Source organism: Pseudomonas viridiflava (genome assembly GCF_900184295.1).
Classification (GTDB): domain Bacteria; phylum Pseudomonadota; class Gammaproteobacteria; order Pseudomonadales; family Pseudomonadaceae; genus Aquipseudomonas; species Aquipseudomonas viridiflava.
Window position 1 is genome coordinate 4,622,537 of record NZ_LT855380.1, and the last position, 24,812, is coordinate 4,647,348.

Sequence of the window (24,812 nt, forward strand, 5' to 3'; positions counted from 1 at the left end):
AGCCCCTTAAATCCACAACTTCTTGAAGTCACGACCGCCATAGATCAGGTTGACCATTGCGCGGGTCACCATGATGGCTGTGAACATCGAGGTAAAGATCCCGAGCGACATGGTCACCGCAAACCCTTTGACGGGACCGGTGCCCATCGCGAAGAGAATGCCGCCGACCAGCAGCGTCGTCAGGTTGGCGTCGAGGATCGCCGTGTAGGCACGATCGAAACCTTCGCTGATTGCGCGCTGAACCGTCATGCCGTTGGCGATCTCTTCACGTATCCGCGAGAAGATCAGCACGTTGGCGTCCACCGCCATACCCATCGTCAATACGATACCGGCGATACCCGGCAGGGTCAGCGTTGCACCCAGCAGCGACATCAGCGCCAGCAGCATGACCATGTTGAAGGCCAGCGCCACGGTCGCGATCAGACCGAAGAAACGGTAGATGGCCATGATGAACAGCGACACGAACAGCATGCCCCACAGGGAAGCATCGACACCCTTGGTGATGTTGTCGGCACCCAGGCTCGGACCGATGGTGCGCTCTTCAGCGAAGTACATCGGTGCCGCCAGACCACCGGCACGCAACAGCAGCGCCAGCTCGGACGATTCGCCCTGACCGTTCAGACCCGTGATACGGAACTGACTGCCCAGTGGCGACTGGATGGTCGCCAGGCTGATGATCTTCTTGTCTTCCTTGAACGTCTGGACCGGCACGTCTTTCTCGACGCCGTTGACCATCTGCTTGGTGAAAGTGGTGGTCGGACGCTGCTCGATGAAGATCACCGCCATGCTGCGACCCACGTTGCTGCGGGTTGCACGACTCATCAACTCGCCACCGTGACCATCAAGGTTGATGTTCACCTGCGGACGACCGTGCTCGTCGAAGCTCGCCTTGGCGTCGGTTACCTGGTCACCGGTGATGATCAGGCCACGCTCCACCGCCGCTGCCGGACGTCCGCCTTCGCGGAATTCGAACATTTCGGTGGTGCCTTTCGAATCGTCGGGACCTGCGCCCAGACGGAACTCGAGGTTGGCGGTCTTGCCCAGAATACGCTTGGCTTCTGCAGTGTCCTGCACGCCCGGCAGCTCAACCACGATGCGGTTGGCACCCTGACGCTGAACCAGCGGCTCGGCAACGCCCAGCTCGTTGACCCGGTTACGTACGGTGGTCAGGTTCTGCTTGATGGAGTATTCACGAATCTCGGCCAGCTTGGCCGGGGTCAGCGCCATGCGCAGCACGGGAATCCCGTTCAGCTCGGCAGGCGTGATTTCGAAATCGGTAAAGGTCTTGCGTACCAGCGCACGAGCCTGCTCGCGCTCTGCATCGTCACCAAAGCCCAGCTGAATCACGTTACCCAGCTGCGGCAGGCTGCGATAACGCACCTTTTCCTTGCGCAGCAGCGCCTTGACTTCGCCTTCGTAGACTTTCAGACGGGCATCGATTGCCTTGTCCATGTCGACTTCTAGCAGGAAGTGCACACCACCGGACAGGTCGAGGCCGAGTTTCATCGGAGTTGCGCCAATATTGCGCAGCCAGTTCGGCGTGGTGCGGGCCAGGTTCAGCGCGACGACATAGTCATCACCCAGCGCCTTGCGCACGACATCCTTGGCCGGCAACTGGTCTTCCTGCTTGCTCAGACGCAACAAACCGCCTTTGCCATTCTCAGCCAGAGAAGAAGCCTTGACCGGAATACCGGCATCGGTCAGCGCCTTGGCTGCACGATCCACATCTGCCTGGGTGACCTGCAACGCAGTACTTGCGCCACTGATCTGAATGGCCGAATCGTCAGGGTAGAGATTGGGTGCGGAATAAATAAAACCGACCACCAGCACCGCCAGGATCAGTACGTATTTCCACAGAGGGTATTTGTTCAGCATCACGCCGCCCGCTTAAAACGCGGGGCGCCTTGCGCGCCCCGTCGATGGGTAAAAGTTGGTACTCAGATCGCTTTCAGGGTGCCTTTTGGCAGAGTGGCTGCGATTGCGCCCTTCTGGATTTTCAACTCAACGGTGTCAGACACTTCGATCACGACGAAATCGTCGGTCACTTTGTTGATCTTGCCGGCGATGCCGCCGCTGGTCACAACTTCGTCGCCTTTCTGCAGGTTGCCCAGCAGGTTCTTCTGCTCTTTGGCGCGCTTGGCCTGTGGACGCCAGATCATCAGATAGAAGATGACCAGAAAGCCAACCAGGAAGATCCACTCGAAACCGCTGCCCGCAGGACCGGCAGCCGGTGCAGCAGCATCCGCAAAAGCGGGAGAGATGAAAAAGCTCATGTGTCGCTCCAAGTTACATAATTAGTATAAAAAAGCAGGAAAAACTCGTTCTGTTTCAACCCAGAGGCGGCGTGGGAATTCCGCGTTTGGCATAGAAGGCATCGACAAAGGCGGCCAATGTACCCTGTTGAATAGCCTCGCGCAAACCAGCCATAAGCAGCTGGTAGTGCCGCAAATTGTGGATCGTATTGAGCATGCTCCCCAGCATTTCGTTGCACTTGTCCAGGTGATGCAGATAAGCGCGCGAGAAGTTCTTGCAGGTGTAGCAGTCGCAGGTCGGATCCAGCGGCGAATTGTCATGCCGATGGAACGCATTACGAATTTTCAGCACACCGGTATCAATGAACAAATGACCATTGCGGGCATTGCGGGTCGGCATCACGCAGTCGAACATGTCGACTCCGCGGCGAACACCTTCGACCAGATCTTCCGGCTTGCCTACTCCCATCAGGTAACGGGGTTTGTCAGCCGGCATCTGGCCCGGCAGATAATCCAGCACCTTGATCATCTCGTGCTTGGGCTCGCCCACCGACAGACCGCCAATGGCCAGTCCGTCGAAACCGATCTGATCCAGGCCTTCCAGCGAGCGCATGCGCAGGTTTTCATGCATGCCGCCCTGAACGATGCCGAACAGCGCAGCGGTATTCTCGCCGTGAGCGATCTTGGAACGCTTGGCCCAACGCAGCGACAGCTCCATGGAGATGCGCGCCACGTCCTCATCGGCCGGGTACGGCGTGCATTCGTCGAAGATCATCACGATGTCCGAACCCAGATCACGCTGGACCTGCATGGACTCTTCCGGCCCCATGAACACCTTGGCACCGTCGACCGGCGAGGCGAAGGTCACGCCCTCCTCCTTGATCTTGCGCATGGCGCCCAGGCTGAACACCTGAAAACCGCCGGAGTCAGTCAGAATCGGACCCTGCCACTGCATGAAATCGTGCAGGTCGCCATGGCCCTTGATGACCTCGGTGCCCGGACGCAGCCACAGGTGAAAGGTGTTGCCCAGAATGATCTGCGCGCCGGTGGCTTCGATGTCCCGTGGCAGCATGCCCTTGACCGTGCCGTAGGTGCCCACCGGCATGAACGCCGGGGTCTCGACCACGCCACGGGGAAAGGTCAGGCGACCGCGACGGGCCTTGCCGTCGGTGGCCAACAACTCGAAAGACATACGACAGGTGCGACTCATGCGTGATCCTCTGGTACCGATTCCTGTGGGGCCGTCGGCGCGGGATTGCGGGTGATGAACATCGCATCACCGTAACTGAAGAAGCGGTACCCGTGCTCGATGGCAGCCGCGTAGGCCGCCATGGTCTCGGGATAACCGGCGAACGCCGAAACCAGCATCAGCAGCGTGGATTCGGGCAAATGGAAATTGGTCACCAGCGCATCGACCACATGAAACGGTCGGCCTGGATAGATGAAGATATCGGTGTCGCCGCTGAACGGCTTCAGCACGCCATCGCGCGCCGCGCTTTCCAGCGAACGCACGCTGGTGGTCCCGACCGCGATCACCCGTCCGCCGCGCGCCCGGCACGCGGCCACGGCATCGACCACGTCCTGGCCCACTTCAAGCCATTCGGTGTGCATGTGGTGATCTTCGATCTGCTCGACGCGCACCGGCTGAAACGTACCCGCGCCGACGTGCAGCGTGACGAACGTCGTCTCGACGCCCTTGGCGGCAATCGCCTCCAGCAGCGGCTGATCGAAATGCAGACCCGCCGTCGGCGCCGCCACAGCACCGGCGCGCTCAGCGTAAACAGTCTGATAGCGCTCGCGGTCGGCGCCTTCGTCCGGACGGTCTATATAAGGAGGCAACGGCATATGCCCGACACGGTCGAGCAGCGGCAGCACTTCTTCGGCGAAACGCAACTCGAACAGCGCATCATGCCGCGCCACCATCTCGGCCTCCCCGCCGCCGTCGATCAGGATCGACGAGCCCGGCTTGGGCGACTTGCTGGAGCGCACATGGGCCAGCACGCGGTGGCTGTCCAGCACGCGTTCGACCAGAATCTCCAGCTTGCCGCCAGAGGCTTTCTGCCCGAACAGACGCGCAGGAATGACGCGGGTATTGTTGAACACCATCAAATCGCCAGGGCGCAAATGCTCAAGCAAATCAGTGAATTGACGATGTGCCAGCGCGCCGCTCACCCCGTCCAGGGTCAACAGACGACTACTGCGACGCTCGGCCAGCGGGTGACGAGCAATCAAGGAATCCGGGAGATCGAAGGTAAAGTCAGCGACGCGCATGATGGGGTTCGTTTAGCAGGGCCGGGAAGTTTATCCGGTTTGGCGGAATTAGTAAAAAACCACCGCAAATCCCTGTTGACCAACGGAAAACCGATCCCTATACTTCGCCGCCATTGAGCCCTGATGGCGGAATTGGTAGACGCGGCGGATTCAAAATCCGTTTTCGAAAGAAGTGGGAGTTCGATTCTCCCTCGGGGCACCAAAATTGAAAAAGACCTTGAAATTCAAGGTCTTTTTTTTTCGCCTGGTGGAAAGTGGGCTTAATCGTCTCGACCCTTACTGCAACGACAGGATAGCTATTTGCCTGCACCTGATTTAAAGCTATGTTGAGGTCTTTGACTCAGGGACACCTCATGGCTGCCAACCCCTCCTCTCATGCGCAAAAGCATTTGGCGGTTCTGATCGACGCGGACAATGCCCAATCGGCGATTGTCGAGGGTCTGTTCGAGGAGATCGCCAAGTACGGCGTCGCCAACGTCAAAAGAATCTACGGAGACTGGACCGGGCCGCAACTGGGTGGCTGGAAGAAGGTGCTTCTGGAAAACTCCATTCAGCCCATCCAGCAGTTCGCTTACACCAAAGGCAAGAATGCCACGGACAGTTCGCTGATCATTGACGCGATGGATCTGTTGTACACACGGCGCTTCGATGGTTTTTGTCTGGTGTCGAGCGATAGCGACTTCACCCGCCTCGCTTCGCGGCTGAGGGAAGAAGGTCTGACGGTCTACGGGTTTGGTGAGGAAAAGACGCCCAAGTCGTTCGTGTCAGCCTGCGATAAATTCATCTACACCGAATTACTCAGGGCTGAGGTTCAGGCCGTCGTTGCCAACGGCGCGGATGCCCGTGACACAGCCCAGCCTGCAATTGGCAAGGCAGAGGAAGTCGCGAACCCGCCTGAAGTCAAGAAGAGCAAACCCAAGGCCCCTGTCTCCTTTATCGCGAAAATACTGGATGACATAGCCGACGAAGATGGCTGGGTGCATCTGGGCGCGCTTGGCACGAACATCACCAAGCTGAGACCTGAATTCGATCCCCGTAGCCACGGCTATAAAAAATTGAGCGAGTTGGTCAAGGGCTACCCGGAGTTATTTGAGCTGCAAGGAAGGGAAACGCCAGGTTCAGTTGGTCTGGCGCTGTATGCACGGCGCAGAAAGGCGACCAAATAACATCCGGGGCTTTACCCGCCATTAGTAAAGAGAAATAAATCGATATGGATACCAGACACGTTTTACTTCCATTGCCCGAAGTCATTGGTGATCTTTGGAAATCACAGCAGGCACTGGCTGCTCACTATGCAAGCACAGGCTTGAAGTTCACGCTGGATGGACGCCTGGTGGGCGATATCGCAGAAGCATTGGCGTTGGAGCACTTCGATCTACTGATCCCCGAGAAACGCACAGGTGGGGTGGACGCGCTCACCAGGGCCGGGAAAACCGTGCAAGTGAAAGCGACCGGTAGCGCCAGATCAGGCCCTGCATTCACGCCGGGCAAAGGCTTTGCCGACTACCTGCTGTTTTTCAGGATCGACTTTGAATCCAATACCGCCATGGTTGCCTACAACGGACCCGAAGCTCCTGTGCGCAGATTGCTGCCGGAAAATGGATGGGCCGGCACCAAGGTGCTGAGTCTTGCCGCCATTCAACTGTTGGCGCTGGAAGTGAATCCGCTGGATCGCCTTCCACTGAAGGCCCATGCAAGCCTTCCAAATCCTGACATGACGCGCTGACCTGTCGCCCTGCCCAACCGCCCCGTTCTATTCATGACGTTGCCCATCGGTATAATCGCCGCAGAATGGACCTCAGGACAGCCCAGTGAACAAGATCGTTTATGTAAAAGCCCACTTCCGCCCTATCGGTGAAGAAGTCACCGTCAAAGTGCCCACGGGCGAGATGACGTGGGGGCTGTTCGGTACGAAAGAAGAGACTCGGAAAGAGAAACAATGGCAGCAAACCGGTTGGTCGGACTGCGAGATTGATGGCGAGCGGCTGTCGAAAGACATCGAAGAAGCGGTGGCGCAGCTCAATGCTGACGGTTATGAGATTCAGACCATCTTGCCGATCCTGTCGGGTGCCTATAATTACGAATTCAAGTACGAGAACGTAAAGTTCCCCGAACAAATAGGCGCTCCGGGCGGAGGCTGGGGGTATGGCTACGGGTATGGTTTCAGCTTCACCGAAGGCGTCACCTTGATCGCCAGGAAAATCCAGAATCCTTCCGTCTGATGGCCAGCGCGTACAGTCTTGTCTGAACGAAATGCGCTTGCCCCTAGCAAGCGCGTTTCAGCCTCAAAGACATGATAATTTCAGGCGCAGCCCAACCAGGCCCTTTCAAACGCTGGATAGATCCGGATCACTATTTTTTCGCGTGTGGCGGTGCTCCGACGTTGTATTTATCCGTGCTGTGGTCATTGTCCTGATCGGTGTCGTTGCCACCAAACGCGGCGTCGGTGCTGTGGTCGTTGTCCAGATCCTTGTCATTACCGCCACACGTGGCGTCGGTAATGTGGTCATTGTCGAGGTCGCAATCGTTAGCCGCGAACGCGGGCAATGAAGTGCCTGCGATCAAGGACGCGAGCAGAAAACCGCCGATCTTTGCAGCCAGATTCTTACGCATGCGCATCAGGTATTTTCCAAATGGATAGGGGGAAGTGGTTACTGAATCTGGTCCATTAACGTTGCATGTGGCGTGCAAATACTCCTTCCTGAATTTCCGTTTTTTAGCAGCTCATCAATTGCGCTGCGCCTTGCTGCCTACCTACTCACGTCGCTGTCTCTGAAAAACCGGTCACCGGTGTTTCGGGGAGTCGCGGATGATTTGACCGGCATTTCGGCGAACTGCTTGCGCGACAGGTGATGAGTTTTCTATTGCATGGAGAACGAATCGATACATTTATCCGCTTTCGGCTGGCGCTCCATAGAGCATCCAGTCCGCAAGGGTGATCGGTAGGAAAGGCTTCTGGATGAAGGCTTGCCGCTGCGTACCTGATCATTGCTGAGCAAATCTCATGTTTGCATGAGCTTTTGAGTGGGTAACCTTTTCGAGGAAAAGCCAGTAGCCTGCTCACATACCTGGCAACGGTCCAACGCATAGGCACCCAGTAAAGGATCAAGTATTCGACAGGCAACAAAGGTTCAGCGTATGACTATTACCTCAATCAATACTCTGGAGATCAGTTTTCTGGAAAGTCCGAGACATGATGTCGAGGCATTGTTGCTCAAGCACATCGAGCAATTGAACAAGGCGCCGGGCTGTTTGAGCTATGCGCTGAGCAGGAGCACAAAGAGCACCGCCCGCTGGATCGTCAGCGGTTATTGGTCGAATGAAGGACAAATGACTGATCATTTCTGTACGGCTGCAATGACCGAGTTCATTGATGAACTCATCGACGCCGAGGCCAATATCGCGTTCGCTCGCTTCGCAGCCAATATCAATATTACGGCCTGACCCCGTTATACCCCGCAACTTGAACAGCTCGACCGGGCTTTGACACGCCTGTCAGAAATGCACGCGCACGATGGAAAAGTTATTTCTCGCCACACCCACTCTTTTTATATAAAGGTTTTAACATGAAGCTCTTGAAACTTGCAGCGTTCGTTGTAGCCATATCAGGCCTGGCTGGATGTGCAACTGGAACGCCTGTGCCTGACAAAGGTAATGCCATCGTTCATATTGAAGCTCAGGTGGGTGATGAGATGATCGCACGACGTCTTGATGCGACACCTGCCGAAAACCTGACTCATTTCGAAGTTTCGCCCGGCAGGCATTCAATGGAACTGGGTATTGTGGCGAGAGGTTATCAGAAGAGTCAGCGCCGTTGCGTGGCAACGCTTGAATACAGCGCGTTTGCCGCCGATGAGCTTTATACGTTGATCGAAAGCAGGTCGGGGGCCGAGGTCAAAGTCACGCTGTTCGATAGCAAGGGAAAGGCGCTGGCGCAGACGGACAAGGTGCCTTGCCTCTGATCTCATTCATTGTCACATCACAAGAATACGTCTCGCAGGGCTGGGCCATTTGCGAGGCGTATCCAGGCATCAAACTTCCCCTTCGCTAGACTAAAAAAACCTCTTCCTATCGGGCACATCCCTTTCCTACAAGACTCAGCGAATCAGCCTCTATTTTCAGGCAGGCAGACAGTTCAACCTGCTCGCCGTTCGCTGCCCCATCAGCAACCGGATTTAGCGATCCGTTCTATCCAGGCGTATCATCGTCCTCCCCTGCATCAAGCCAAAACTTGAAGCATGTGTTATGGCGGCTGTGCGTCGGAGGCCTTCGGGCCTGCCGGTTTCCTGGATACCGGTTCGCTAACCTTCGCACAGCTGCCACCTTTTCGTTTAGCGACGTCCGGTGGCAGTTCTCTATTCAGGAGCTGTACCCATGTTGAACGTTACCCCTTGCGTGCCCTGCACCGCTCATTTCGAAGCCATCCTTTTCTTTCGTCACCACCGCATGCTCCGGGCTGCCGTTTCTGAAGCGCAGGCGTGGTTCTGTCTGGCAGACCTTGCCCGTTTGATGGGCAAGGCGCTGGATGAGCGCGCCACGCTCAAGCTGGATGCCGATCAACGGCGAGTGGTCTGGCTGCAGGCCAATGGCGAGTGGTGCAGGCAGTTGATGGTCAGTGAGTCGGGCGTGTTCGCGCTGCTGGTTCATCACTACGTGCCTGAAAACCGGGCGCTGCGGCAATGGCTGACGCATGAGGTGCTGACCGTGCTTCGGGATCAGCACAACGTGACGCTGGATAACCCGAAGGTGAGCCAGCTGAAATGGCCGGGGACGTCCCTGAGCGTGCTGCACTGGCGAGACGAGTCATGGATCCGGTTGCGGGATATGCCGAATGTCGTACCCGAAGCGGCTCCGCGTTCAAAAAGAAGCCTTTGGACCCATGCATTCAGGCGCCAGCCCTGAATGACTGACCGGTCATGAATTAAGCGAGCGTTAAGCGTCGTGCCGTAGGTTTGTGTCACGGCTTGTTACAACTACGTAGCGAGCCATTCACCCACCTCGGGCAGGAGTTTCGCCATGACCGGTCTCTTTGAAAAGAAATGGAAGTGCTTCAGAAGGACGCTGACCTACGTGGGTTGGTCGCTGTTATGGCTGTTGCTTTGGGACGTGGGCGTGACGATGGATTTCATGCTGATGGAAGGCATTGGTATCGATTTCCCGCTGATGCCGCTGACGCTGCTGTGTTCGGCGCTGATTGTGCTAATCAGTTTTCGTAATACCAGTGCCTATAACCGTTGGTGGGAAGCGCGCACCTTGTGGGGGGCGATGGTCAACAGTTCGCGCAGTTATGGCCGGCAAGTGTTGACCCTGATCGATGGCGAAGGCCGCGCTCGAGAGAACCCAGTCAAGGGTGAGTTGTTTCGTCGCCACGTGGCTTATCTGCGAGCGCTGCGTGCGCACTTGAAGGGCGACGTCAGCGAAGCCCGGCTCGACGGTCTGCTGCCTACGTTCGAAATCGAACGGGCGCGGGACAGCAATAACTTTCCCAACGACATTCTGAGCGGCTCGGCGTCGATCATCGCCGACGAGTTCGCGCAAGGTCGGCTGGACAGCATCCGGTTTTCGCGGCTGGAAACGACGCTGGTGGACCTTTCCAACTGCCAGGGCGGCATGGAGCGTATTGCCAATACGCCACTGCCCTACCCGTATGTTTACTTTCCCCGACTGTTCAGCGCGTTGTTCTGCGTGATCATGCCGCTGAGCATGGTGACGACCCTGGGTTGGTTCACGCCGCTCATTTCGACGGTGGTGGGCTGCCTGTTGCTGGCCATGGAGCGGATCGGCACGGATCTGCAAGCGCCGTTCGGCAACAGCCAGCACCGGATCCGCATGGAAGAGCTGTGCCAGAACATCGAAAAGAACCTGTGCTCGATGTACAACGAGCCCGAACAGGGGCCGTTGCTGGCACACCTGAAAGCGATGATCGGGCCGATTGCGCCCTCGGTTCGTCAGCCGACGGCGTGACCTGATCGCAGGGTGGTTGTGCCCATAATCCTGTGAACGCTCCCCAAGCGCCCAGCTCTAACTAGCAACTCGGAAACGCGCTCAAGGAGAACACATGACCACTTCATTCAAGGTTGGCGATGCCGTGCGCTGGAACTCGGAGGCTGGCGAGATCCGGGGCAAGGTCACCAAGGTGCATGTAAAGGACGTGGAGTTCATGGGCAAGCATCGGCCCGCGTCGAAAGACAGTCCGCAATATGAAGTAAAGAGTGACAAGACCGGGCATCTGGCGATGCACCACGAGGATGCACTCCACAAAGTCTGACGCCCGGCTCAGAACACGAACCCGTGCCCCAATTCGTTTTCCATCCACTCCAGGAAACGCCTGACCCTTGGAAAGCTGGAGTGGGCCTTGGGAAATACCAGATGGTGCGCCGCGACCGGTGAACTCAACAGGTGCGGCGCGACTTCCAGCAGCGCGCCGCTTTGCAGGTATTTCTGCGCCAGCAGCGTGCTTTCCAGCGCAAAGCCCAGGCCGTGACTCGCAGCTTCCAGCGTCATATAGGAACGGTCAAAACTCAACGTGTAGGGTTTTTCCGGGCGCGCCAAACCATGCTGGGCGAACAGCTCCGGCCATTTCAACAACGTGGCTTCGGAAAGAATCAGCTCGCCGTTAAGCAGGTCCGCTGCGCTTTTGACCGGATACCGCTCCAGCAGCTTCGGCGATGCCAGCACTGCGAAGGTTTCGTGGCGCACGGTGCGCACTTCGTAGCTTGCCCAGTTGGGCCGACCATGGCGGATATCGACGTCGATCTTGTCACGGCTGAAGTGCAGCGATTCGTAGGAACACGACAGGTTGATCTGAATATCCGGGTGGCTGAGACGAAACGCTTCCAGTCGCGGCATCAGCCACAACAGTCCAAAACTGGGTGACGAGTGCAGGCGCAGGCAGTCAAGGCTGACGTCGCTGGCAGCACGCTCGGTCGCCACGGCCAGGCTGTGCAGCAACCCGGAAACCTCTTTCAGGTACTGCTCACCCACCGGCGTCAGGGTGACGCCGCGTGCCGCCCGCACGAACAGTTGCCGTCCGATCATCGCTTCCAGCTTGGCCAGTTGATGACTGACCGCCGACGGTGTCAGGTCCAGCACTTCGGCGGCGCGGGCCAGGTTGCCGAAGCGTGCCGTCTGCTCGAAGGCCTGAATGGCTTTCAGGGGTGGCAGGTTCGAGTGGGGGTCGTCATCGGCACGCATGGTGGCTCCGAAGCATCAGGAAGTGTGGGGTTTTGGCATTCAAGCACTGCTCGGCTGAAATGACGAGAGGTGAATTTTTTTCATCGACCAATGAGGGTAGCGTTATTGCTCGCAGGCAGTACCGGGAACACTCTGAGCCTATCGATCACTTGAATCGAACCCATAAAAACAATCAGAGGACTCCCCTCATGCTGCTTCAAGGCAAAGTTGCAATCATCACCGGTGCTGCCTCCGAACGTGGAATCGGTCGTGCCACCGCTGTCACCTTCGCGCAACACGGCGCTCGCGTCGTGATCCTCGACCTCGATGAAGCCGCCGCACGCGACGCTGCCGCCGCGCTGGGCGAAGGCCATCTGGGCCTGGCCGCCAACGTGGCCGACGAATCCCAGGTCAAACAGGCCGTTGCGAAGATCATCGAGCACTTCGGCCGTATCGACGTACTGGTCAACAACGCCGGTATCACCCAACCGATCAAGACACTGGACATCCGCCCGGGCGATTACGACAAGGTGCTGGACGTCAGCCTGCGCGGCACACTGTTGATGTCGCAGGCGGTCATTCCGACCATGCGCGCGCAGGGTTCGGGCAGCATCGTGTGCATGTCGTCGGTCTCGGCGCAGCGTGGCGGCGGCATCTTCGGCGGCCCGCATTACAGCGCTGCAAAAGCCGGCGTACTCGGCCTGGGCAAGGCCATGGCGCGGGAGTTCGGCCCGGACCAGATTCGTATCAACTCCATCGCGCCGGGGCTGATTCATACCGATATCACCGGCGGGCTGATGCAGGACGAGCGACGCCACGCGATCATCGAAGGCATCCCGCTGGGTCGCCTGGGCGCGGCTCAGGACGTGGCCAATGCGGCGCTGTTTCTGGCCAGTGACCTGTCTTCCTACCTGACCGGCGTTACGCTGGATGTGAACGGCGGCATGCTGATTCACTGACAGCCCATCGGCGGGCCGGTCAGACAGTGTGACGGCCCGTATTTGCTCTGGATCGATGACACGCCAGGCCGGTTGCCTGGCGGTCTATAAAAACAAGAGATCAGACCATCATGATAACCACGATGCCCCTCGACGCGGTCTCGACCGCCCGTGCCAATGCCTACCGCAAGACCGCCTGGCGGTTGATGCCGTTCCTGATGCTGTGCTACCTGTGCGCCTATCTGGACCGGGTCAATGTCGGGTTCGCCAAGCTGACCATGATGAATGACCTGGCTTTCAGCGAAGCCGTCTACGGCCTCGGCGCCGGCATGTTCTTCATCGGTTATTTCCTCTGTGAAGTACCCAGTAACCTGATTCTGCATCGCGTCGGCGCACGCCGCTGGATCGCGCGCATCATGATTTCCTGGGGCATCATTTCCGCCCTGTTCGCCTTCGTCGAAACCGAATGGCAGTTCTACGCCCTGCGCTTTCTGCTGGGTGTGGCAGAAGCCGGTCTGGCACCGGGTCTGCTGCTTTACCTCACCTACTGGTTCCCGTCCTACCGCCGTGCGCGCATGACCGTGCTGTGGTTCATCGCCATTCCATTGTCCGGGATGATCGGCGGGCCGCTGTCGGGCTACATCATGGGCACCTTCGCAGGCTTTCATGGCTGGGCAGGCTGGCAGTGGATGTTCGTCATCGAGGCCATTCCCACGGTGATTGTCGGCCTGATGGTATTGGCGTACCTGAAAGACGGCGTGCATCAGGCAACCTGGCTCACCGATGACGAAAAAGAGCTGATCAAAAAGGAACTGGCCGAAGACAACAGCCAGAAGGTCGTGCACGCCTCGGTGGGTGAATTCGTTCGCGACCGCCGTCTGTGGCTGCTGGCCTGCATCTACTTCTGCGTGGTGATGGGTCAGTACGCAATCACCTTCTGGCTGCCGACGCTGATCCGCAACGCCGGGCTGGCCGATCCGCTGCACATCGGCCTGATGACCAGCGTGCCGTATCTGTGCGCCATCGTCGCCATGTTGTTGATGGGTCGTAGCGGCGACAAGCATCGCGAACGCCGCTGGCATCTGGTGCTGCCGATGATCGCCGGTGCGCTGGGCCTGAGCCTGGCGGCGGTCTTCGGCAACAGCCTACTGCTCTCGGTGTTGAGCCTGTGCCTGGCCGCAGCCGGCGTGCTTTCGGCGTCGTCCCTGTTCTGGATGCTGCCCACCACCCTGCTGGGCGGCGTGTCCGCAGCGGCGGGCATTGCCGGCATCAACAGCTTCGCCAACCTCGCGGGTTTCTGCTCGCCTTACCTGATCGGCTGGATCACGACCACCACCGGCTCCAGCGCCATCGGCATGTACCTGATCACCGGCGTGCTGTTCATCGGCGCGTTTCTGGTCCTGCGTATCCCTGCCGCCTCGGTCAATCGTTGAGTTCACGGAGTCATCACCATGACAACCCAAGCGTTATCTGCCACATCCACGTCGCTGGCACAGCGTGCCCACAACATTCGTCGCCATGCCTTGCGCATGGGTCAGGTTCAGGGTCAGGGCTATGTCGGCCAGGCGCTGGGCGCAGCCGACCTGCTGGCGGTGTCCTACTTCCACGCCATGAGCTACAAGTCCGAAGACCCGGAATGGGAACAGCGTGATCGCTTTTACCTGTCGATCGGTCACTACGCCATCGCGTTGTATGCGGCCTTGATCGAGGCTGAAATTATCCCGCTGGACGAGCTCGAAACCTACGGTTCGGACGACAGCCGTCTGCCCATGTCGGGGATGGCCGCCTACACGCCGGGCATGGAAATCACCGGCGGCTCGCTCGGCCACGGTCTGGGCATCGCGGTCGGCGCCTGCCTGGGCCTGAAGCGAAAGAATTCGGCGTCCTTCGTTTACAACATGCTGTCGGATGGCGAACTGAACGAGGGGTCGACCTGGGAAGCGGCGATGTCGGCCTCCCATTGGAAGCTCGACAACCTGATCGCGATCATCGACGTTAACAACCAGCAGGCCGACGGCCATGCCAGCGAAGTGCTCGCTTTCGAGCCTATCGTGGATCGCTGGCAGGCCTTTGGCTGGTTCACGCAAAGGGTCGACGGCAACGACCTGCAAGCGCTGGTCGCCGCGTTCGACGCCGCCCGCCAGCATCCCGGCGCACAGCCTCGGGTGATCATCTGCGACACGAAAATGGGCAAGGGCGTGCCCTTTCTGGAAACCCGTGAGAAGACTCACTTCATCCGTGTCGACGAACACGAGTGGGACCTTGCACTGAACAACCTCGACGAGGGGCAAACCGTATGAGCACTGCCAACCAGAACCCTGCGGCGAAACCTGCCGTGAAGAAGAAGCTCACCACGTCGGCAATGATCGCCTCGATTGCCTCTGAAGGTCAGACCACCCGTTCGGCACCGTTCGGTCATGCGCTGGCGGCACTGGCCGATCAGCGTTCGGACATCGTCGGGCTGTCGGCGGATCTGTCCAAGTACACTGACCTGCATATTTTCGCCAAGGCGCATCCCGAGCGTTTCTACCAGATGGGCATGGCCGAACAATTACTGATGAGCGCCGCTGCCGGGATGGCCCGTGAAGGCTGCGTGCCGTTCGCGACCACCTACGCGGTGTTCGCCTCGCGCCGCGCCTACGACTTTATCTGCATGGCGATTGCCGAGGAGAACCTCAACGTCAAGATCGTCTGCGGACTGCCCGGCCTGACCACCGGCTACGGCCCGAGCCACCAGGCCACGGACGACCTGGCAATCTTCCGCGCCATGCCCAACCTGATGATCGTCGACCCGTGCGATGCACTGGAAATCGAGCAGGCCGTGCCAGCCATCGCCGCGCACCAGGGGCCGGTGTACATGCGGTTGTTGCGCGGCAACGTTCCGCTGGTGCTCGACGAGTACGGCTATCAATTCGAGATCGGCAAGGCCAAGACCCTGCGCACCGGCAACGACGTGCTGATCATCTCCACCGGCCTGATGACCATGCGCTCGCTTGAAGCTGCCAAGGAACTGCAGGCTGACGGCGTCGATGTCGCGGTGTTGCACGTGCCGACCATCAAGCCGCTGGACGAACAGACCATTCTCGCCGAAGCCAGAAAACCGGGGCGGCTGGTGGTGACGGCGGAAAACCATTCGATCATCGGTGGTCTGGGTGAAGCGGTTGCGACCGTGCTGCTGCGCAATGGCGTCACGCCGACCTTCAGACAGATCGCGCTGCCGGATGCGTTTCTCGATGCAGGTGCCCTGCCGACGCTGCACGATCGCTATGGCATTTCCACACCAGCGGTCTGCGCACAGATCAAGGCGTGGTTGTAGCGGTCGGAGAGTGAAGAGGCGCTGAAATCTGCTTCTGCTCGGAGGGCGTAGGAGCTCTCGGAGGTTACGACGGCAGCGATGGGCTGCGCAGCGGCCCTTGGTTGTATCTGGCACACCGCATGCGCAGGCCTTGCTGCCGGTTCCCGGCAGATCGCCGGCAAGCCGCCTCTTATCAAACAACACGTAATCTGCTGAATGAACACGTTCTTTTGGGAGGCGCCACCACGTCTTCGACGTAGCGCTGTCGCGCATCAAACACCGGGCGTCGTGGGAGCGGACTTGTCCGCGAATGCAGTGTTTCAGCCACCGCATATGCGTCGGATGTACCGGCCTTTTCGCGGACAAACGGAACGCCGCCCGGTCCGCTCCCACAAAACCCAGTTTCTTCAGTAAGTTATAGGTTGTTTGATAAGAGGCGGCTTGCCGGCGATGCAGTCGACGCGGTATGTCAGGAAAATCGCGTCATCGTTCATCGCCGGCAAGCCGCCTCCCACGGTCCGGTGTTTGCTGCAAGACATAGGGGCATCTTAAACAGCCCGGTGTCTGCTGCGCTTTTTGATGAGACTGAACGATGAATACCCACCACCTGCTCGACCCGGCCTACAAGGCTTTCCTCGACGAGCCTTCCAGCGTCTGGACGCTCGCTAACCTGCCCGCGATCAGACGCCGTGTAGACGATGCCTGGAAACAGCCAAACGAGGCGAGGAACGAGCAGTACTGGACACAGAAGGATCAGATCAGGCTGTGCATCTATCGCCCGGAACACAGCCTCAAGCCTGCGCAAAAACTCGCCACGCTGCTTTACATCCATGGCGGCGGTTTCGTGCTGGGCCGTCCCGAGATGGCTGACGATTATCTTGCCGATCTGGCCAACGAGCTGAATGTCCTGATCGTGGCCGTCGATTATCGACTTGCGCCCGCACACTCCTTCCCCATCCCGCTTGAAGATTGCTACGCGGCGTTGGCCTGGATCTTCAACGAAGGGCTGGCACTCGGCGTGGATACGCAAAAGGTAATGGTGATGGGCCACAGCGCAGGCGGTGGTCTGGCTGCTGCCGTGTCGATCATGGCGCGGGACAGAAACGAGTATCGGCTGGCCGGGCTGCTGATGGTCTATCCGATGCTGGACCACCGCACCGGCTCGACCACTTCGTCAGCGGACAACCCCACCACCGGAACCCTGAGCTGGACTCGCGAAGCGAACCGGTTCTGCTGGGAATGCCTGCAAGGTGCATACGCACTGGACGATGATCGGGCAGCGCTGTTTTCACCCGCACTGGCCAATGACCTGTCCGGGCTGCCGCCAAGCTTCATCAGCGTCGGTGCGCTCGACCTGTTTCTAGAAGAAGACGTAGCCTTCGCGCTCGCGCTTTCCAGATCCGGCGTGCCGGTGGAATTGCACGTGTACCCCGGCGTGCCGCACATGTTCGATCAGTATCCGGGCCTTCAGACCGAACAGCTCAAACAGGACATCACCCGCGCCCTCGCCTGCCTGTGCGCAGACAAGGGCACGCTGTAACCACTAGACCAGCGCTTCAGCCGGACCGAAGAACTCGTAATGGCTCTGCTCGTCCGGGATACCCAGATCATGCAGCGCCCGCTTGAGGAACGCCATGAACGGCTTGGGACCGAGGAAGTAAGCTTCGACGTCCCGGTTCGCAGGCAACCACTGTTGCAGATGCTCCACCGCAGGCAGGCCGACAATGTTGGGTTGGGCAGGATCAGCAACCGTGTCGTTGTAGACAACATGGGCACGGAACTGCGGATAGCGTGCCTGCCAATCCTTGAGCACTGACTGAAACGCATGCGCCTCGGCGTTGCGCGCGTAGTGGATGAACACCACGTCCCGACCACCAACCTCCAGCGCGGCTTCGGCCATCGCGAGGGTGGGCGTGATGCCGACACCGCCACTAATCAGCACCAGCGGCTTGCTACCTTGGATCAGCGTGAACTCGCCGGACGGCGGAAACAGTTCCAGTTCGTCACCCGCCTGTACCTGTTCATGCAGGTAGTTCGACGCCACGCCGCCCACCTCTTTCTTCACGCTGATGCGATAGCCGGTGCCCGTCGATGCAGCCGACAGCGAGTAATTGCGACGGATTTCATTGCCATTCACGTTCAGGCGCAGGCCAATGTACTGACCGGCCTTGTGAGCGATGACAGGTTGACCGTCCACAGGCTCGAGATAGAACGAGGTGATCTCGTCGCTTTCCGGTGTCTTCGCTTTGACCTTGAACGCCCGCCCGCCAAGCCAGCCGCCTGGAGCGGCGGCGATGTTTTCGTACACCTCATGTTCGGCGCCGATGAGGATGTCAGCCAGCTGCTGATACGCCGCGCCCCAGGCAGCGATCACTTCGTCGGTAGCCGTTTCGGCACCCAAGACTTCGCGGATCGCCTGCAGCAGGCACGTTCCGACGATAGGGTAATGCTCGGGCAGGATCTGCAACGCCACGTGCTTGTTGACGATCTGGCTGGCAAGCGGGCCGAGGTTCTCCAGACGATCAATGTTGCGGGCGTACATCAGCACCGCGTTGGCCAGAGCACGAGGCTGAGCACCGTTGGCCTGATTGGCCTGATTGAACAGCGGCCGAACCTCAGGGTAGTCGCGCAGCATGATCTGGTAGAAGTGGGTGGTCAGGGCTTCGCCACCGACCTCCAGAATCGGGACGGTTGCCTTGACGATGTCACGTTGAATGTCGGTCAGCATGGGTCAGCTCCAGAACGTTTCGATACCTGGATAGAGCAACCCACGTGCCAACTGAAAAAACCCAATAAAATCAGGAGCAAAGCGATCATGACAGTCAAAATGACAGAGTCATAATGACTCTATTCAAGACGAACAGGTCATTCGGACCCGACGTTATCCGGACTGCTTGCGCGAATGACTGAAGCTCCTGATGCAGATCTGAACACACTCACCCTTGCAATGCAGACGGTTCAACGCAGGTAAGCTGCCCAGGCAGACACCAGCAGCAACACCGCCATGCTCCTGTTCAGCCATTGCAGGGCGCGCGCGGACTTGAGCACACGTGCGGACCCCGCTCCCAACAGCGCCCAGCAGGCCAGACAAGGCAGCGACACGAGAAAGAACGCCAGCGCCAGATGGGCCACCGTTCCCTGGCTGAACACACTGACGACAGCCAGCGCCATCATCCAGGTTTTGGGGTTGACCACCTGCAGGCCCGCCGCGCCGATGAATCCGAGGCGTGGACGGCTGTCATCGGGGCTCACGGGGTCAGCCGGGCTGTTGAAAATTTTCCACGCCAGCCAGGTCAGCCAGCCGACGCCGATCGCCGCCATGACCGGCTGTACCGCAGGCACTTGCATCAACGAACGACCGACGCCGGTGCCCACCAGCAGCACCAGCCCTGCGGCGCCCATGCAGGCACCGAGAATGATCGGCAGACTGGCTTTCAGACCGTAACGGGCGCTGTTGCTCAGCACCAGCAGATTGGTGGGGCCGGGGGTGATTGAGGCGACGAACGCGAACAGCAGAAACGAAAGCATGACCGGACTCCTGAATGACAGGCCGTCATGCTCGCGCAATGAACGATGTCAGTCTGGAAGGTCTGTGCAGCGTGTGCGATACGCCGCAGGCGTCAGGCCGTAGGCGCGCAGAAACCAGCGGCCCAGATGACTCTGATCGGCAAACCCCAGATCGCTGGCGACCTCCACAGGCTGCGCGCCACGGGCCAGAAGCCTGCGCGCCATGGACAGCCGCAACTGCACCAGGTAAGCGTGGGGTGGCAGACCAAAGGCAGCCTTGAAGGCGCGGGTCAGCCTGAAACGGTCCACGCCACAGGCCAGCGCGAGTTCGTCCAGCCCCAGATCACGCCGAAAATGGGCGTGCAGATAATCCCGGGCACGCAGGGCGACCAAGGGCAACCGGGGGTCATGTTCATGCCTGACTCGCCAGTGCACGTGGGCGGTCAGCCGTTCCAGCAAACCGTCCAGCGCACTCTGCCGGATGATGCGCGACTCCTGGCCATGCAGCGCCGAAAAGGCAAACAGGATGGACTGGGCCAGCCGCGGGTCACGCACCAGCGTGCTGGCAAAACCCGGCTGAAAGCCCTGCGGGGCGTCTTCGAACAATGACGTCAGTTCACGGCCAATCCAGTGTGGGTCCAGATAGAGCATGCGGTAGGTGAAACCATCGGCATTTGGTGCGTCGCCGTCGTGGACCTCACCGGGTTCAAGCATGAACACTTGGCCCGAGGTGCTGGCATGCCGTTGTCTGCGACAGTGAAACTGCTGCACGCCCTGCTCCGTGACGCCCACCAGATAACTGTCATGCCAGTGCGGATCGTAGGCGTGCCCACGAAAATGGGCGCGCAACGTCTCGATCCCGGTATCCCGGTCCTGAGTGAGGTCGATCCAGTTGGCTGACTTCATGAGCGGTTTGATTGGCTTGAGTGAGCGTGTCTGCTTTTATCGCGCGGCAGAGGCGCAAAGTCTAGAAGGTTTGTGCGCAGGCACGGGGTCGTCTATATTTGCGTCCGGCGCCTCCACGCCTCCATCCGCGGAAAGGGCTGCGCCCAGGACACTGCTTCACCCTCTTGTCATTACGACTCCCGACCTTCAAGCGGACAAGGTTTGTACAAGGAGCTCGTATGTCCATCACTACCGATTTTCGTTCCCAGGACGGCCGCATCAACCTTGAGCAACAGCGCAAGCGCGCAAAGGAACTGTTGCAGCGCCTGAAACAGGGCAATGCCCCCGATCAGCTCGCACTGCTAGGCACGTCCGGCCGAGCGCTTGCCCCCGCACTTTGCGACGCACAGTGGCTGATTGCGCGCCAGCTGGGTTTCAGCAGCTGGCCCAAGCTGAAGGCCCATGTCGACGCCGTTGCCTTTGCCGCGCAGCACCCTGACTTCCACGCCAGCGACGAGCCACGGACCGTGCACTGGCGGTGCGGCAACGACATCGCCCACAGCCTGCAACTGGCCGGTTTCAAAGGCTCGTTCCACATGCTCAGCGACCCGCTGTGCATGGGGCCGGTTCAGGACATGCCGGACGCAGAATTTCGAGCGCAGCGCAGTGACTTCATCAGCGCAACCTTTGATATGAATCGCGCCGATGTCGCACGCAGGACAGACGAGGAATATGGACGTCTCGAACAGTTGGGCAGCGATCAACACAATGTCCTGTGGTGCGAGGCCGATGCTTACGACCAGCTCTTTCTGATCAAGACCCTCGCTAGCCTGGAGCGACTGCCGCCACGGCTTGAACTCATCGAAGTGGACCGGGTGCCGGGAATTCAGCGTTTCATCGGCATTGGGCAGCTGGCACCCGACGTTCTTGCCTGGCTGTGGCCACAGCGCAAGCCGGTGACTCAGGACATGCTGGACTGCGCTCGCAAGGCATGGCGAGCCTATTGCGATGCCTCGCCTGTTGCACTGGCCGCTCTGGCTCATGACCCGAAACTGCCTCTGGGACTGCTGGCTCCAGCGTTGTTGCGACAGCTTCAAGAGCTGCCGGGCAGCGACGACGGGCTGTCGCTCACCGAGCGCCTTTCATTGCAGTATCTTCAGGAAGCAGGCCCGACCACTTTTGGTGGCGTCTTCGCTGAACTGATGGACAAGCGCGACCCGTTGCCCTTTTTAGGTGACATGATGTTTCAAGCGCTGCTGCGTCCGCTGATCGACTCGGAGGCTCCTTTGCTGAAAGAAACAGAAACGCTCCTGAAATGGCCGCAGCGGACTTTGGCACTGACCGCCTTGGGTGAGCGAGTACTCGACGGGGGCGCTTATTGGCTGGACCACGCGCAGCACCTGCGTTGGGTGGGTGGCGTGTGCATCGTTCCAGGTCGGCCTCACTGGACGATCAACCTTGAAAACCGTCCGGTATGGCGCGTTTGAGGACGTAAACAGTGCGATTGGATGAAGGAACATACTGCTGGGCCAGATGACTTTTCGGTGAAGAGTTTGTGACAAAGATGACAAATATAATTGGAAAATAATTTCCATTAACTGTATGAAGTGAACGGATTCTGCGCCCGAAACACAATGGCATCGGGCGCTGAATTCGCCCCCTTATCGACAGTTAACAAGCCTGAGGCTTTTTATGAATTCGTCCTTGTCACGCCGCAAGATTCTTCAGGGTGCCTGCTGCCTTCCGGCCGCCGCCGCACTGATGCAAATGCCTTCCATTGCTCACGCCGCTTCGCCCACCTCGCCTCGCACCAACATGACTGCCGACCAGGCATTGAAAGCATTGCGCGACGGCAATGATGCGTTCATGAAAGACACCACCATCAAAACGGAAGGCAACCGTGATCGCCGTCTGGAAATAGCCAAGGGCCAGACGCCGTTCTGCATCCTGATTTCCTGCTCGGATTCGCGCGTTCCGCCGGAACTGCTGTTCGGCCGTGGGCTGGGTGAACTGTTCATCGTGCGTAACGCCGGCAACACGGTCGACACCACCGCACTGGGCTCGATCGAATACGGTGTCAGCCAGCTCGGCGTTCCGCTGGTCGTGGTCATGGGTCACGAAAAATGCGGTGCCGTGGCTGCTGCCGTTTCGGTGGTCGAAGACGGCACGGTCTTTCAAGGCGCTATCGGTCAGATGATCGAGCCGATCATTCCTGCGGTCCTGACAGCCAAGGGCAAGAAAAGCAAAGACCTTCTGGAAGATTCCGTCAAAAGCAACATCCAGCGTACCGTGGCCCGTCTGCGCTCGGCTTCCGAGCCAGCCCTGATGAACCCAATCAAGGCTGGCACCGTCAAGGTCGTCGGCGCGTATTACAGCCTGGAAAACGGCAAGGTCGATTTCTTCGACGTCTGATACCGGGTCCGCCGTATCGGATACAAATGCCGGATAGATTCAAGCGCATGGATTGCGCCACCCTCCTTGATGTGGCATTGAGAATCATCGCCAAAAGGAGTGTCGCGTGAGCAAGGATTATCTGGCGTTTTTCAGCGCTCTGTTTCTGTCACGACTGGCCGATCAGATTCTACTTTTCATCGTGCCACTGGTTGTCTTTCAGACCACCAACAGCGCGTCATGGGCGGGCCTGGCGTTCTTTGCCGAGTCGCTGCCACGCTTTCTGGCGTTTCCGATCTGCGGAGCGCTGTGCGATAAATTCTCTCCGGTCCGAATCCTTCACATCAGTCAGGTGTACCGGGCTCTTCTGTGCCTGCTGGCGATGCTGCTGTACATGGTTTTCGGCGGACTTGTCTGGCTTGTCCTGCTGTCGGCGCTATGCGGCGTGCTGACCACTCAGGGCGTGATGGCGCGTGAAGTGCTGATGCCGCATGTGTTCCCGCGCTACAGCTATGCGCGCACGCTGTCCTACTCTCAGATTGCCGACCAGACAGGGCTGGTGCTTGGTCCGTTGGTGGCCGTGCTGTTGCTGAACGCGTGGGCATGGCACTGGGTGGTGCTGGCTTGCGCGGCTCTGTTTCTGCTGGCGGACCTGGCCGCGCTGATCTGGCAACGCACTCGCCGTCTCGATCCCTGCGTATTCGAGCGAAGGGACGATAGCGTCTGGCGATCAGTGAACATCGCTGTCGAGCACATTCGGCGCCTCACTGAGCTGAAGAAAATCATTACCCTGGCGGCCGGAGTGAACCTGATCGTCGGCGTGACACTGGCGACCTCTGCCGCCATGGTCATCGGTGAGTACGGCAGCGATCAGGAGCGCTACGCCGGACTGCAGATGGCGGGTGCAGCGGCGACCATTCTGATTCTGTTTTTCCTGGCACGGGTGGTGATACCGATGCGGGCGCTCGGTATGGTGTCGTACGTGATGATTACCAGCGGGGCCTTGATCTGCGCCTTGAGTCCAGCCCTTAGTGGCTACGCGGCGGGCTTTCTGCTCATCGTCGGCTTCGACAAGATGTTCAACGTCTACATGCGCAGCCTCCGCCAACAGGTCATACCCCGGGAAGATTTCGGCAAGACCGTGGGCGTCATGACGCTGCTGAACAACCTTTCACAACCGATTGCCGGTCTGCTGGTCGCGCTGCTGGCTGGTCCTTTGGGGATTCGGGTGATCATCGCGGTAATGGGACTGCTGACCGCCCTGCTCGGCGGGCTGGCGCTTCGGTTGTTTGCAGGTCGTACTGATTTGAAGTGAGCGATGCTCACGCCGCTCCACAGCACACAGTGGAATGTGGGAGGCAGCTTGCCGGCGATAGGATCTTACAGACAGAAAATCAGCGACTGAACTGACGCGATCGCGGGCAAGCGCGCTCCTACGGTCCTTGTTTGCTGCGCGACAGCACCAGACCTGCCACAAACAAACGCGTCTGCTGCAGGTCAGGCGTTCTAGCCAGAACTACGAAACCGCGATCAGATCACGCCACAGGCAGCCCGATCACCACCACCGCCCAGAGGCTTCGGATGGTCGGAATGGTTGTCGCCACCGGCATGCACCATCAGCGCATGGCCTTTGATTTCGGAAATTTTCTTCAGGCGCGGTGCCAGAACCGGGTAGTTCGCAGTGCCATCGGCATTGACGTACAGAGCAGGCAGGTCGCCCAGATGACCGTCGGCGTATGGCCCCAGATGCTTGCCGGTCTTGGCCGGGTCGAAGTGCCCGCCAGCGGCCAGCGCGGCGACCTTAACGCCATCTTTGGTGCCCGCATCGCAGCTACCATTTTCATGAACATGAAAACCATGAACGCCTGCCGGCAAGTCCTTGAGGTTGGGGGTAAACACCAGCCCGTATTCCGTTTCACTCACCGCCACGGTACCGATAGGCTTCGGTGCGCCATCAGCGCTGACCAGATTGATCGGAACATCCAGCGATGCGGCCTGTACGCCGACGGAAAACATGCCCAGCAGGCCCAGCCAAAGATAAGGTTTCATAAAGTCAGTACGTCCTTGATGGAGGAATCGAGGTTAAACGTGATGAGCGTG

Annotated in this window: 26 protein-coding genes and 1 tRNA gene; 17 read left to right on the forward strand and 10 right to left on the reverse strand. The window is 59.0% G+C overall.

The window, feature by feature from the left end:
• Positions 1-6: 6 nt before the first annotated feature.
• From secD to queA, 4 genes are all read right to left on the reverse strand, one after another.
• A complete protein-coding gene (gene secD / locus CFBP1590_RS20765; RefSeq protein ID WP_029241757.1) occupies positions 7-1,875 on the reverse strand; it encodes a protein translocase subunit SecD in 1,869 nt (622 codons plus the stop codon).
• A gap of 62 nt (positions 1,876-1,937) precedes the next feature.
• Positions 1,938-2,273, reverse strand: a complete 336-nt coding sequence (gene yajC / locus CFBP1590_RS20770) for a preprotein translocase subunit YajC (protein ID WP_002552468.1) — start codon at positions 2,271-2,273, stop codon at positions 1,938-1,940.
• 55 nt (positions 2,274-2,328) lie between these two features.
• The gene (gene tgt, locus CFBP1590_RS20775) at positions 2,329-3,444 is read right to left on the reverse strand and encodes a tRNA guanosine(34) transglycosylase Tgt (protein WP_088236445.1); all 1,116 of its coding nucleotides are present in this window, start codon (positions 3,442-3,444) and stop codon (positions 2,329-2,331) included.
• A gap of 14 nt (positions 3,445-3,458) precedes the next feature.
• Entirely contained in the window at positions 3,459-4,523 is a 1,065-nt protein-coding gene (gene queA, locus CFBP1590_RS20780; RefSeq protein WP_029241755.1) for a tRNA preQ1(34) S-adenosylmethionine ribosyltransferase-isomerase QueA, read from the reverse strand.
• Positions 4,524-4,640: 117 nt separating this feature from the next.
• On the opposite strand from queA, the gene CFBP1590_RS20785 reads away from it, so the two are divergent.
• The 4 genes from CFBP1590_RS20785 to CFBP1590_RS20800 all read left to right on the forward strand — a co-directional run bounded on the left by CFBP1590_RS20785 (position 4,641) and on the right by CFBP1590_RS20800 (position 6,745).
• Positions 4,641-4,725 (forward strand) — tRNA-Leu (locus tag CFBP1590_RS20785).
• 151 nt (positions 4,726-4,876) lie between these two features.
• Positions 4,877-5,689: an NYN domain-containing protein gene (locus CFBP1590_RS20790; protein ID WP_029241754.1), complete on the forward strand. Its 813-nt coding sequence runs from the start codon at positions 4,877-4,879 to the stop codon at positions 5,687-5,689.
• A gap of 44 nt (positions 5,690-5,733) precedes the next feature.
• Positions 5,734-6,249: a DUF6998 domain-containing protein gene (locus CFBP1590_RS20795; protein ID WP_374729010.1), complete on the forward strand. Its 516-nt coding sequence runs from the start codon at positions 5,734-5,736 to the stop codon at positions 6,247-6,249.
• 85 nt (positions 6,250-6,334) lie between these two features.
• The gene (locus tag CFBP1590_RS20800; RefSeq protein ID WP_029241753.1) at positions 6,335-6,745 is read left to right on the forward strand and encodes a hypothetical protein; all 411 of its coding nucleotides are present in this window, start codon (positions 6,335-6,337) and stop codon (positions 6,743-6,745) included.
• Between the two features lie 130 nt (positions 6,746-6,875).
• On the opposite strand, the gene CFBP1590_RS20805 is transcribed toward CFBP1590_RS20800, so the two are convergent.
• Entirely contained in the window at positions 6,876-7,142 is a 267-nt protein-coding gene (locus CFBP1590_RS20805; RefSeq protein ID WP_029241752.1) for a hypothetical protein, read from the reverse strand.
• A gap of 519 nt (positions 7,143-7,661) precedes the next feature.
• Here CFBP1590_RS20805 and CFBP1590_RS20810 point away from each other — a divergent pair.
• From CFBP1590_RS20810 to CFBP1590_RS20830, 5 genes are all read left to right on the forward strand, one after another.
• A complete protein-coding gene (locus tag CFBP1590_RS20810; RefSeq protein ID WP_088235833.1) occupies positions 7,662-7,967 on the forward strand; it encodes a putative quinol monooxygenase in 306 nt (101 codons plus the stop codon).
• A gap of 122 nt (positions 7,968-8,089) precedes the next feature.
• Positions 8,090-8,485: a PA0061/PA0062 family lipoprotein gene (locus tag CFBP1590_RS20815; protein WP_240994267.1), complete on the forward strand. Its 396-nt coding sequence runs from the start codon at positions 8,090-8,092 to the stop codon at positions 8,483-8,485.
• Between the two features lie 412 nt (positions 8,486-8,897).
• On the forward strand, positions 8,898-9,425 hold the full coding sequence (locus CFBP1590_RS20820) for a BRO-N domain-containing protein (protein WP_029241750.1): 528 nt from the start codon (positions 8,898-8,900) through the stop codon (positions 9,423-9,425).
• Between the two features lie 114 nt (positions 9,426-9,539).
• Positions 9,540-10,487, forward strand: a complete 948-nt coding sequence (locus tag CFBP1590_RS20825) for a bestrophin family protein (protein ID WP_029241749.1) — start codon at positions 9,540-9,542, stop codon at positions 10,485-10,487.
• Positions 10,488-10,581: 94 nt separating this feature from the next.
• Entirely contained in the window at positions 10,582-10,791 is a 210-nt protein-coding gene (locus CFBP1590_RS20830) for a hypervirulence associated TUDOR domain-containing protein (RefSeq protein WP_029241748.1), read from the forward strand.
• An 8-nt stretch (positions 10,792-10,799) separates the two neighbouring features.
• Here the strand turns inward: CFBP1590_RS20830 and CFBP1590_RS20835 are convergent, their stop codons facing one another.
• Positions 10,800-11,717 (reverse strand): LysR substrate-binding domain-containing protein, encoded by a 918-nt coding sequence (locus CFBP1590_RS20835; protein WP_088235835.1) that lies wholly within the window; start codon positions 11,715-11,717, stop codon positions 10,800-10,802.
• A 188-nt stretch (positions 11,718-11,905) separates the two neighbouring features.
• On the opposite strand from CFBP1590_RS20835, the gene CFBP1590_RS20840 reads away from it, so the two are divergent.
• From CFBP1590_RS20840 to CFBP1590_RS20860, 5 genes are all read left to right on the forward strand, one after another.
• Positions 11,906-12,655, forward strand: a complete 750-nt coding sequence (locus CFBP1590_RS20840) for an SDR family NAD(P)-dependent oxidoreductase (protein WP_004878689.1) — start codon at positions 11,906-11,908, stop codon at positions 12,653-12,655.
• A 110-nt stretch (positions 12,656-12,765) separates the two neighbouring features.
• Positions 12,766-14,067: an MFS transporter gene (locus CFBP1590_RS20845; protein WP_025995056.1), complete on the forward strand. Its 1,302-nt coding sequence runs from the start codon at positions 12,766-12,768 to the stop codon at positions 14,065-14,067.
• A gap of 18 nt (positions 14,068-14,085) precedes the next feature.
• Positions 14,086-14,934 carry a transketolase gene (locus tag CFBP1590_RS20850; RefSeq protein ID WP_088235836.1) on the forward strand — a complete coding sequence of 283 codons (849 nt, stop codon included), beginning with the start codon at positions 14,086-14,088 and terminating at the stop codon, positions 14,932-14,934.
• Positions 14,931-15,950 (forward strand): transketolase family protein, encoded by a 1,020-nt coding sequence (locus tag CFBP1590_RS20855; RefSeq protein WP_088235837.1) that lies wholly within the window; start codon positions 14,931-14,933, stop codon positions 15,948-15,950. Before CFBP1590_RS20850 ends, CFBP1590_RS20855 begins: the two co-directional genes overlap by 4 nt.
• A 571-nt stretch (positions 15,951-16,521) precedes the next feature.
• Positions 16,522-17,469, forward strand: a complete 948-nt coding sequence (locus tag CFBP1590_RS20860) for an alpha/beta hydrolase (protein ID WP_088235838.1) — start codon at positions 16,522-16,524, stop codon at positions 17,467-17,469.
• 3 nt (positions 17,470-17,472) lie between these two features.
• Here the strand turns inward: CFBP1590_RS20860 and hmpA are convergent, their stop codons facing one another.
• The 3 genes from hmpA to CFBP1590_RS20875 form a co-directional block, all read right to left on the reverse strand.
• The gene (hmpA, locus tag CFBP1590_RS20865) at positions 17,473-18,657 is read right to left on the reverse strand and encodes an NO-inducible flavohemoprotein (RefSeq protein ID WP_088235839.1); all 1,185 of its coding nucleotides are present in this window, start codon (positions 18,655-18,657) and stop codon (positions 17,473-17,475) included.
• 230 nt (positions 18,658-18,887) lie between these two features.
• The gene (locus tag CFBP1590_RS20870) at positions 18,888-19,457 is read right to left on the reverse strand and encodes a LysE family translocator (protein WP_088235840.1); all 570 of its coding nucleotides are present in this window, start codon (positions 19,455-19,457) and stop codon (positions 18,888-18,890) included.
• 48 nt (positions 19,458-19,505) lie between these two features.
• Entirely contained in the window at positions 19,506-20,342 is an 837-nt protein-coding gene (locus CFBP1590_RS20875; RefSeq protein WP_088235841.1) for an AraC family transcriptional regulator, read from the reverse strand.
• Positions 20,343-20,560: 218 nt separating this feature from the next.
• Between CFBP1590_RS20875 and CFBP1590_RS20880 the strand changes: the two genes are divergently transcribed.
• The 3 genes from CFBP1590_RS20880 (at position 20,561) to CFBP1590_RS20890 (ending at position 24,027) form a co-directional block, all read left to right on the forward strand.
• Positions 20,561-21,808, forward strand: a complete 1,248-nt coding sequence (locus CFBP1590_RS20880) for a DUF1835 domain-containing protein (RefSeq protein ID WP_088235842.1) — start codon at positions 20,561-20,563, stop codon at positions 21,806-21,808.
• 205 nt (positions 21,809-22,013) lie between these two features.
• The gene (locus tag CFBP1590_RS20885; protein WP_088235843.1) at positions 22,014-22,733 is read left to right on the forward strand and encodes a carbonic anhydrase; all 720 of its coding nucleotides are present in this window, start codon (positions 22,014-22,016) and stop codon (positions 22,731-22,733) included.
• Between the two features lie 106 nt (positions 22,734-22,839).
• Positions 22,840-24,027 carry an MFS transporter gene (locus CFBP1590_RS20890; RefSeq protein ID WP_088235844.1) on the forward strand — a complete coding sequence of 396 codons (1,188 nt, stop codon included), beginning with the start codon at positions 22,840-22,842 and terminating at the stop codon, positions 24,025-24,027.
• 215 nt (positions 24,028-24,242) lie between these two features.
• Here CFBP1590_RS20890 and sodC read toward each other — a convergent pair whose 3' ends face one another.
• Positions 24,243-24,761, reverse strand: a complete 519-nt coding sequence (sodC, locus tag CFBP1590_RS20895; RefSeq protein WP_043303149.1) for a superoxide dismutase family protein — start codon at positions 24,759-24,761, stop codon at positions 24,243-24,245.
• Positions 24,762-24,812 lie beyond the last annotated feature (51 nt).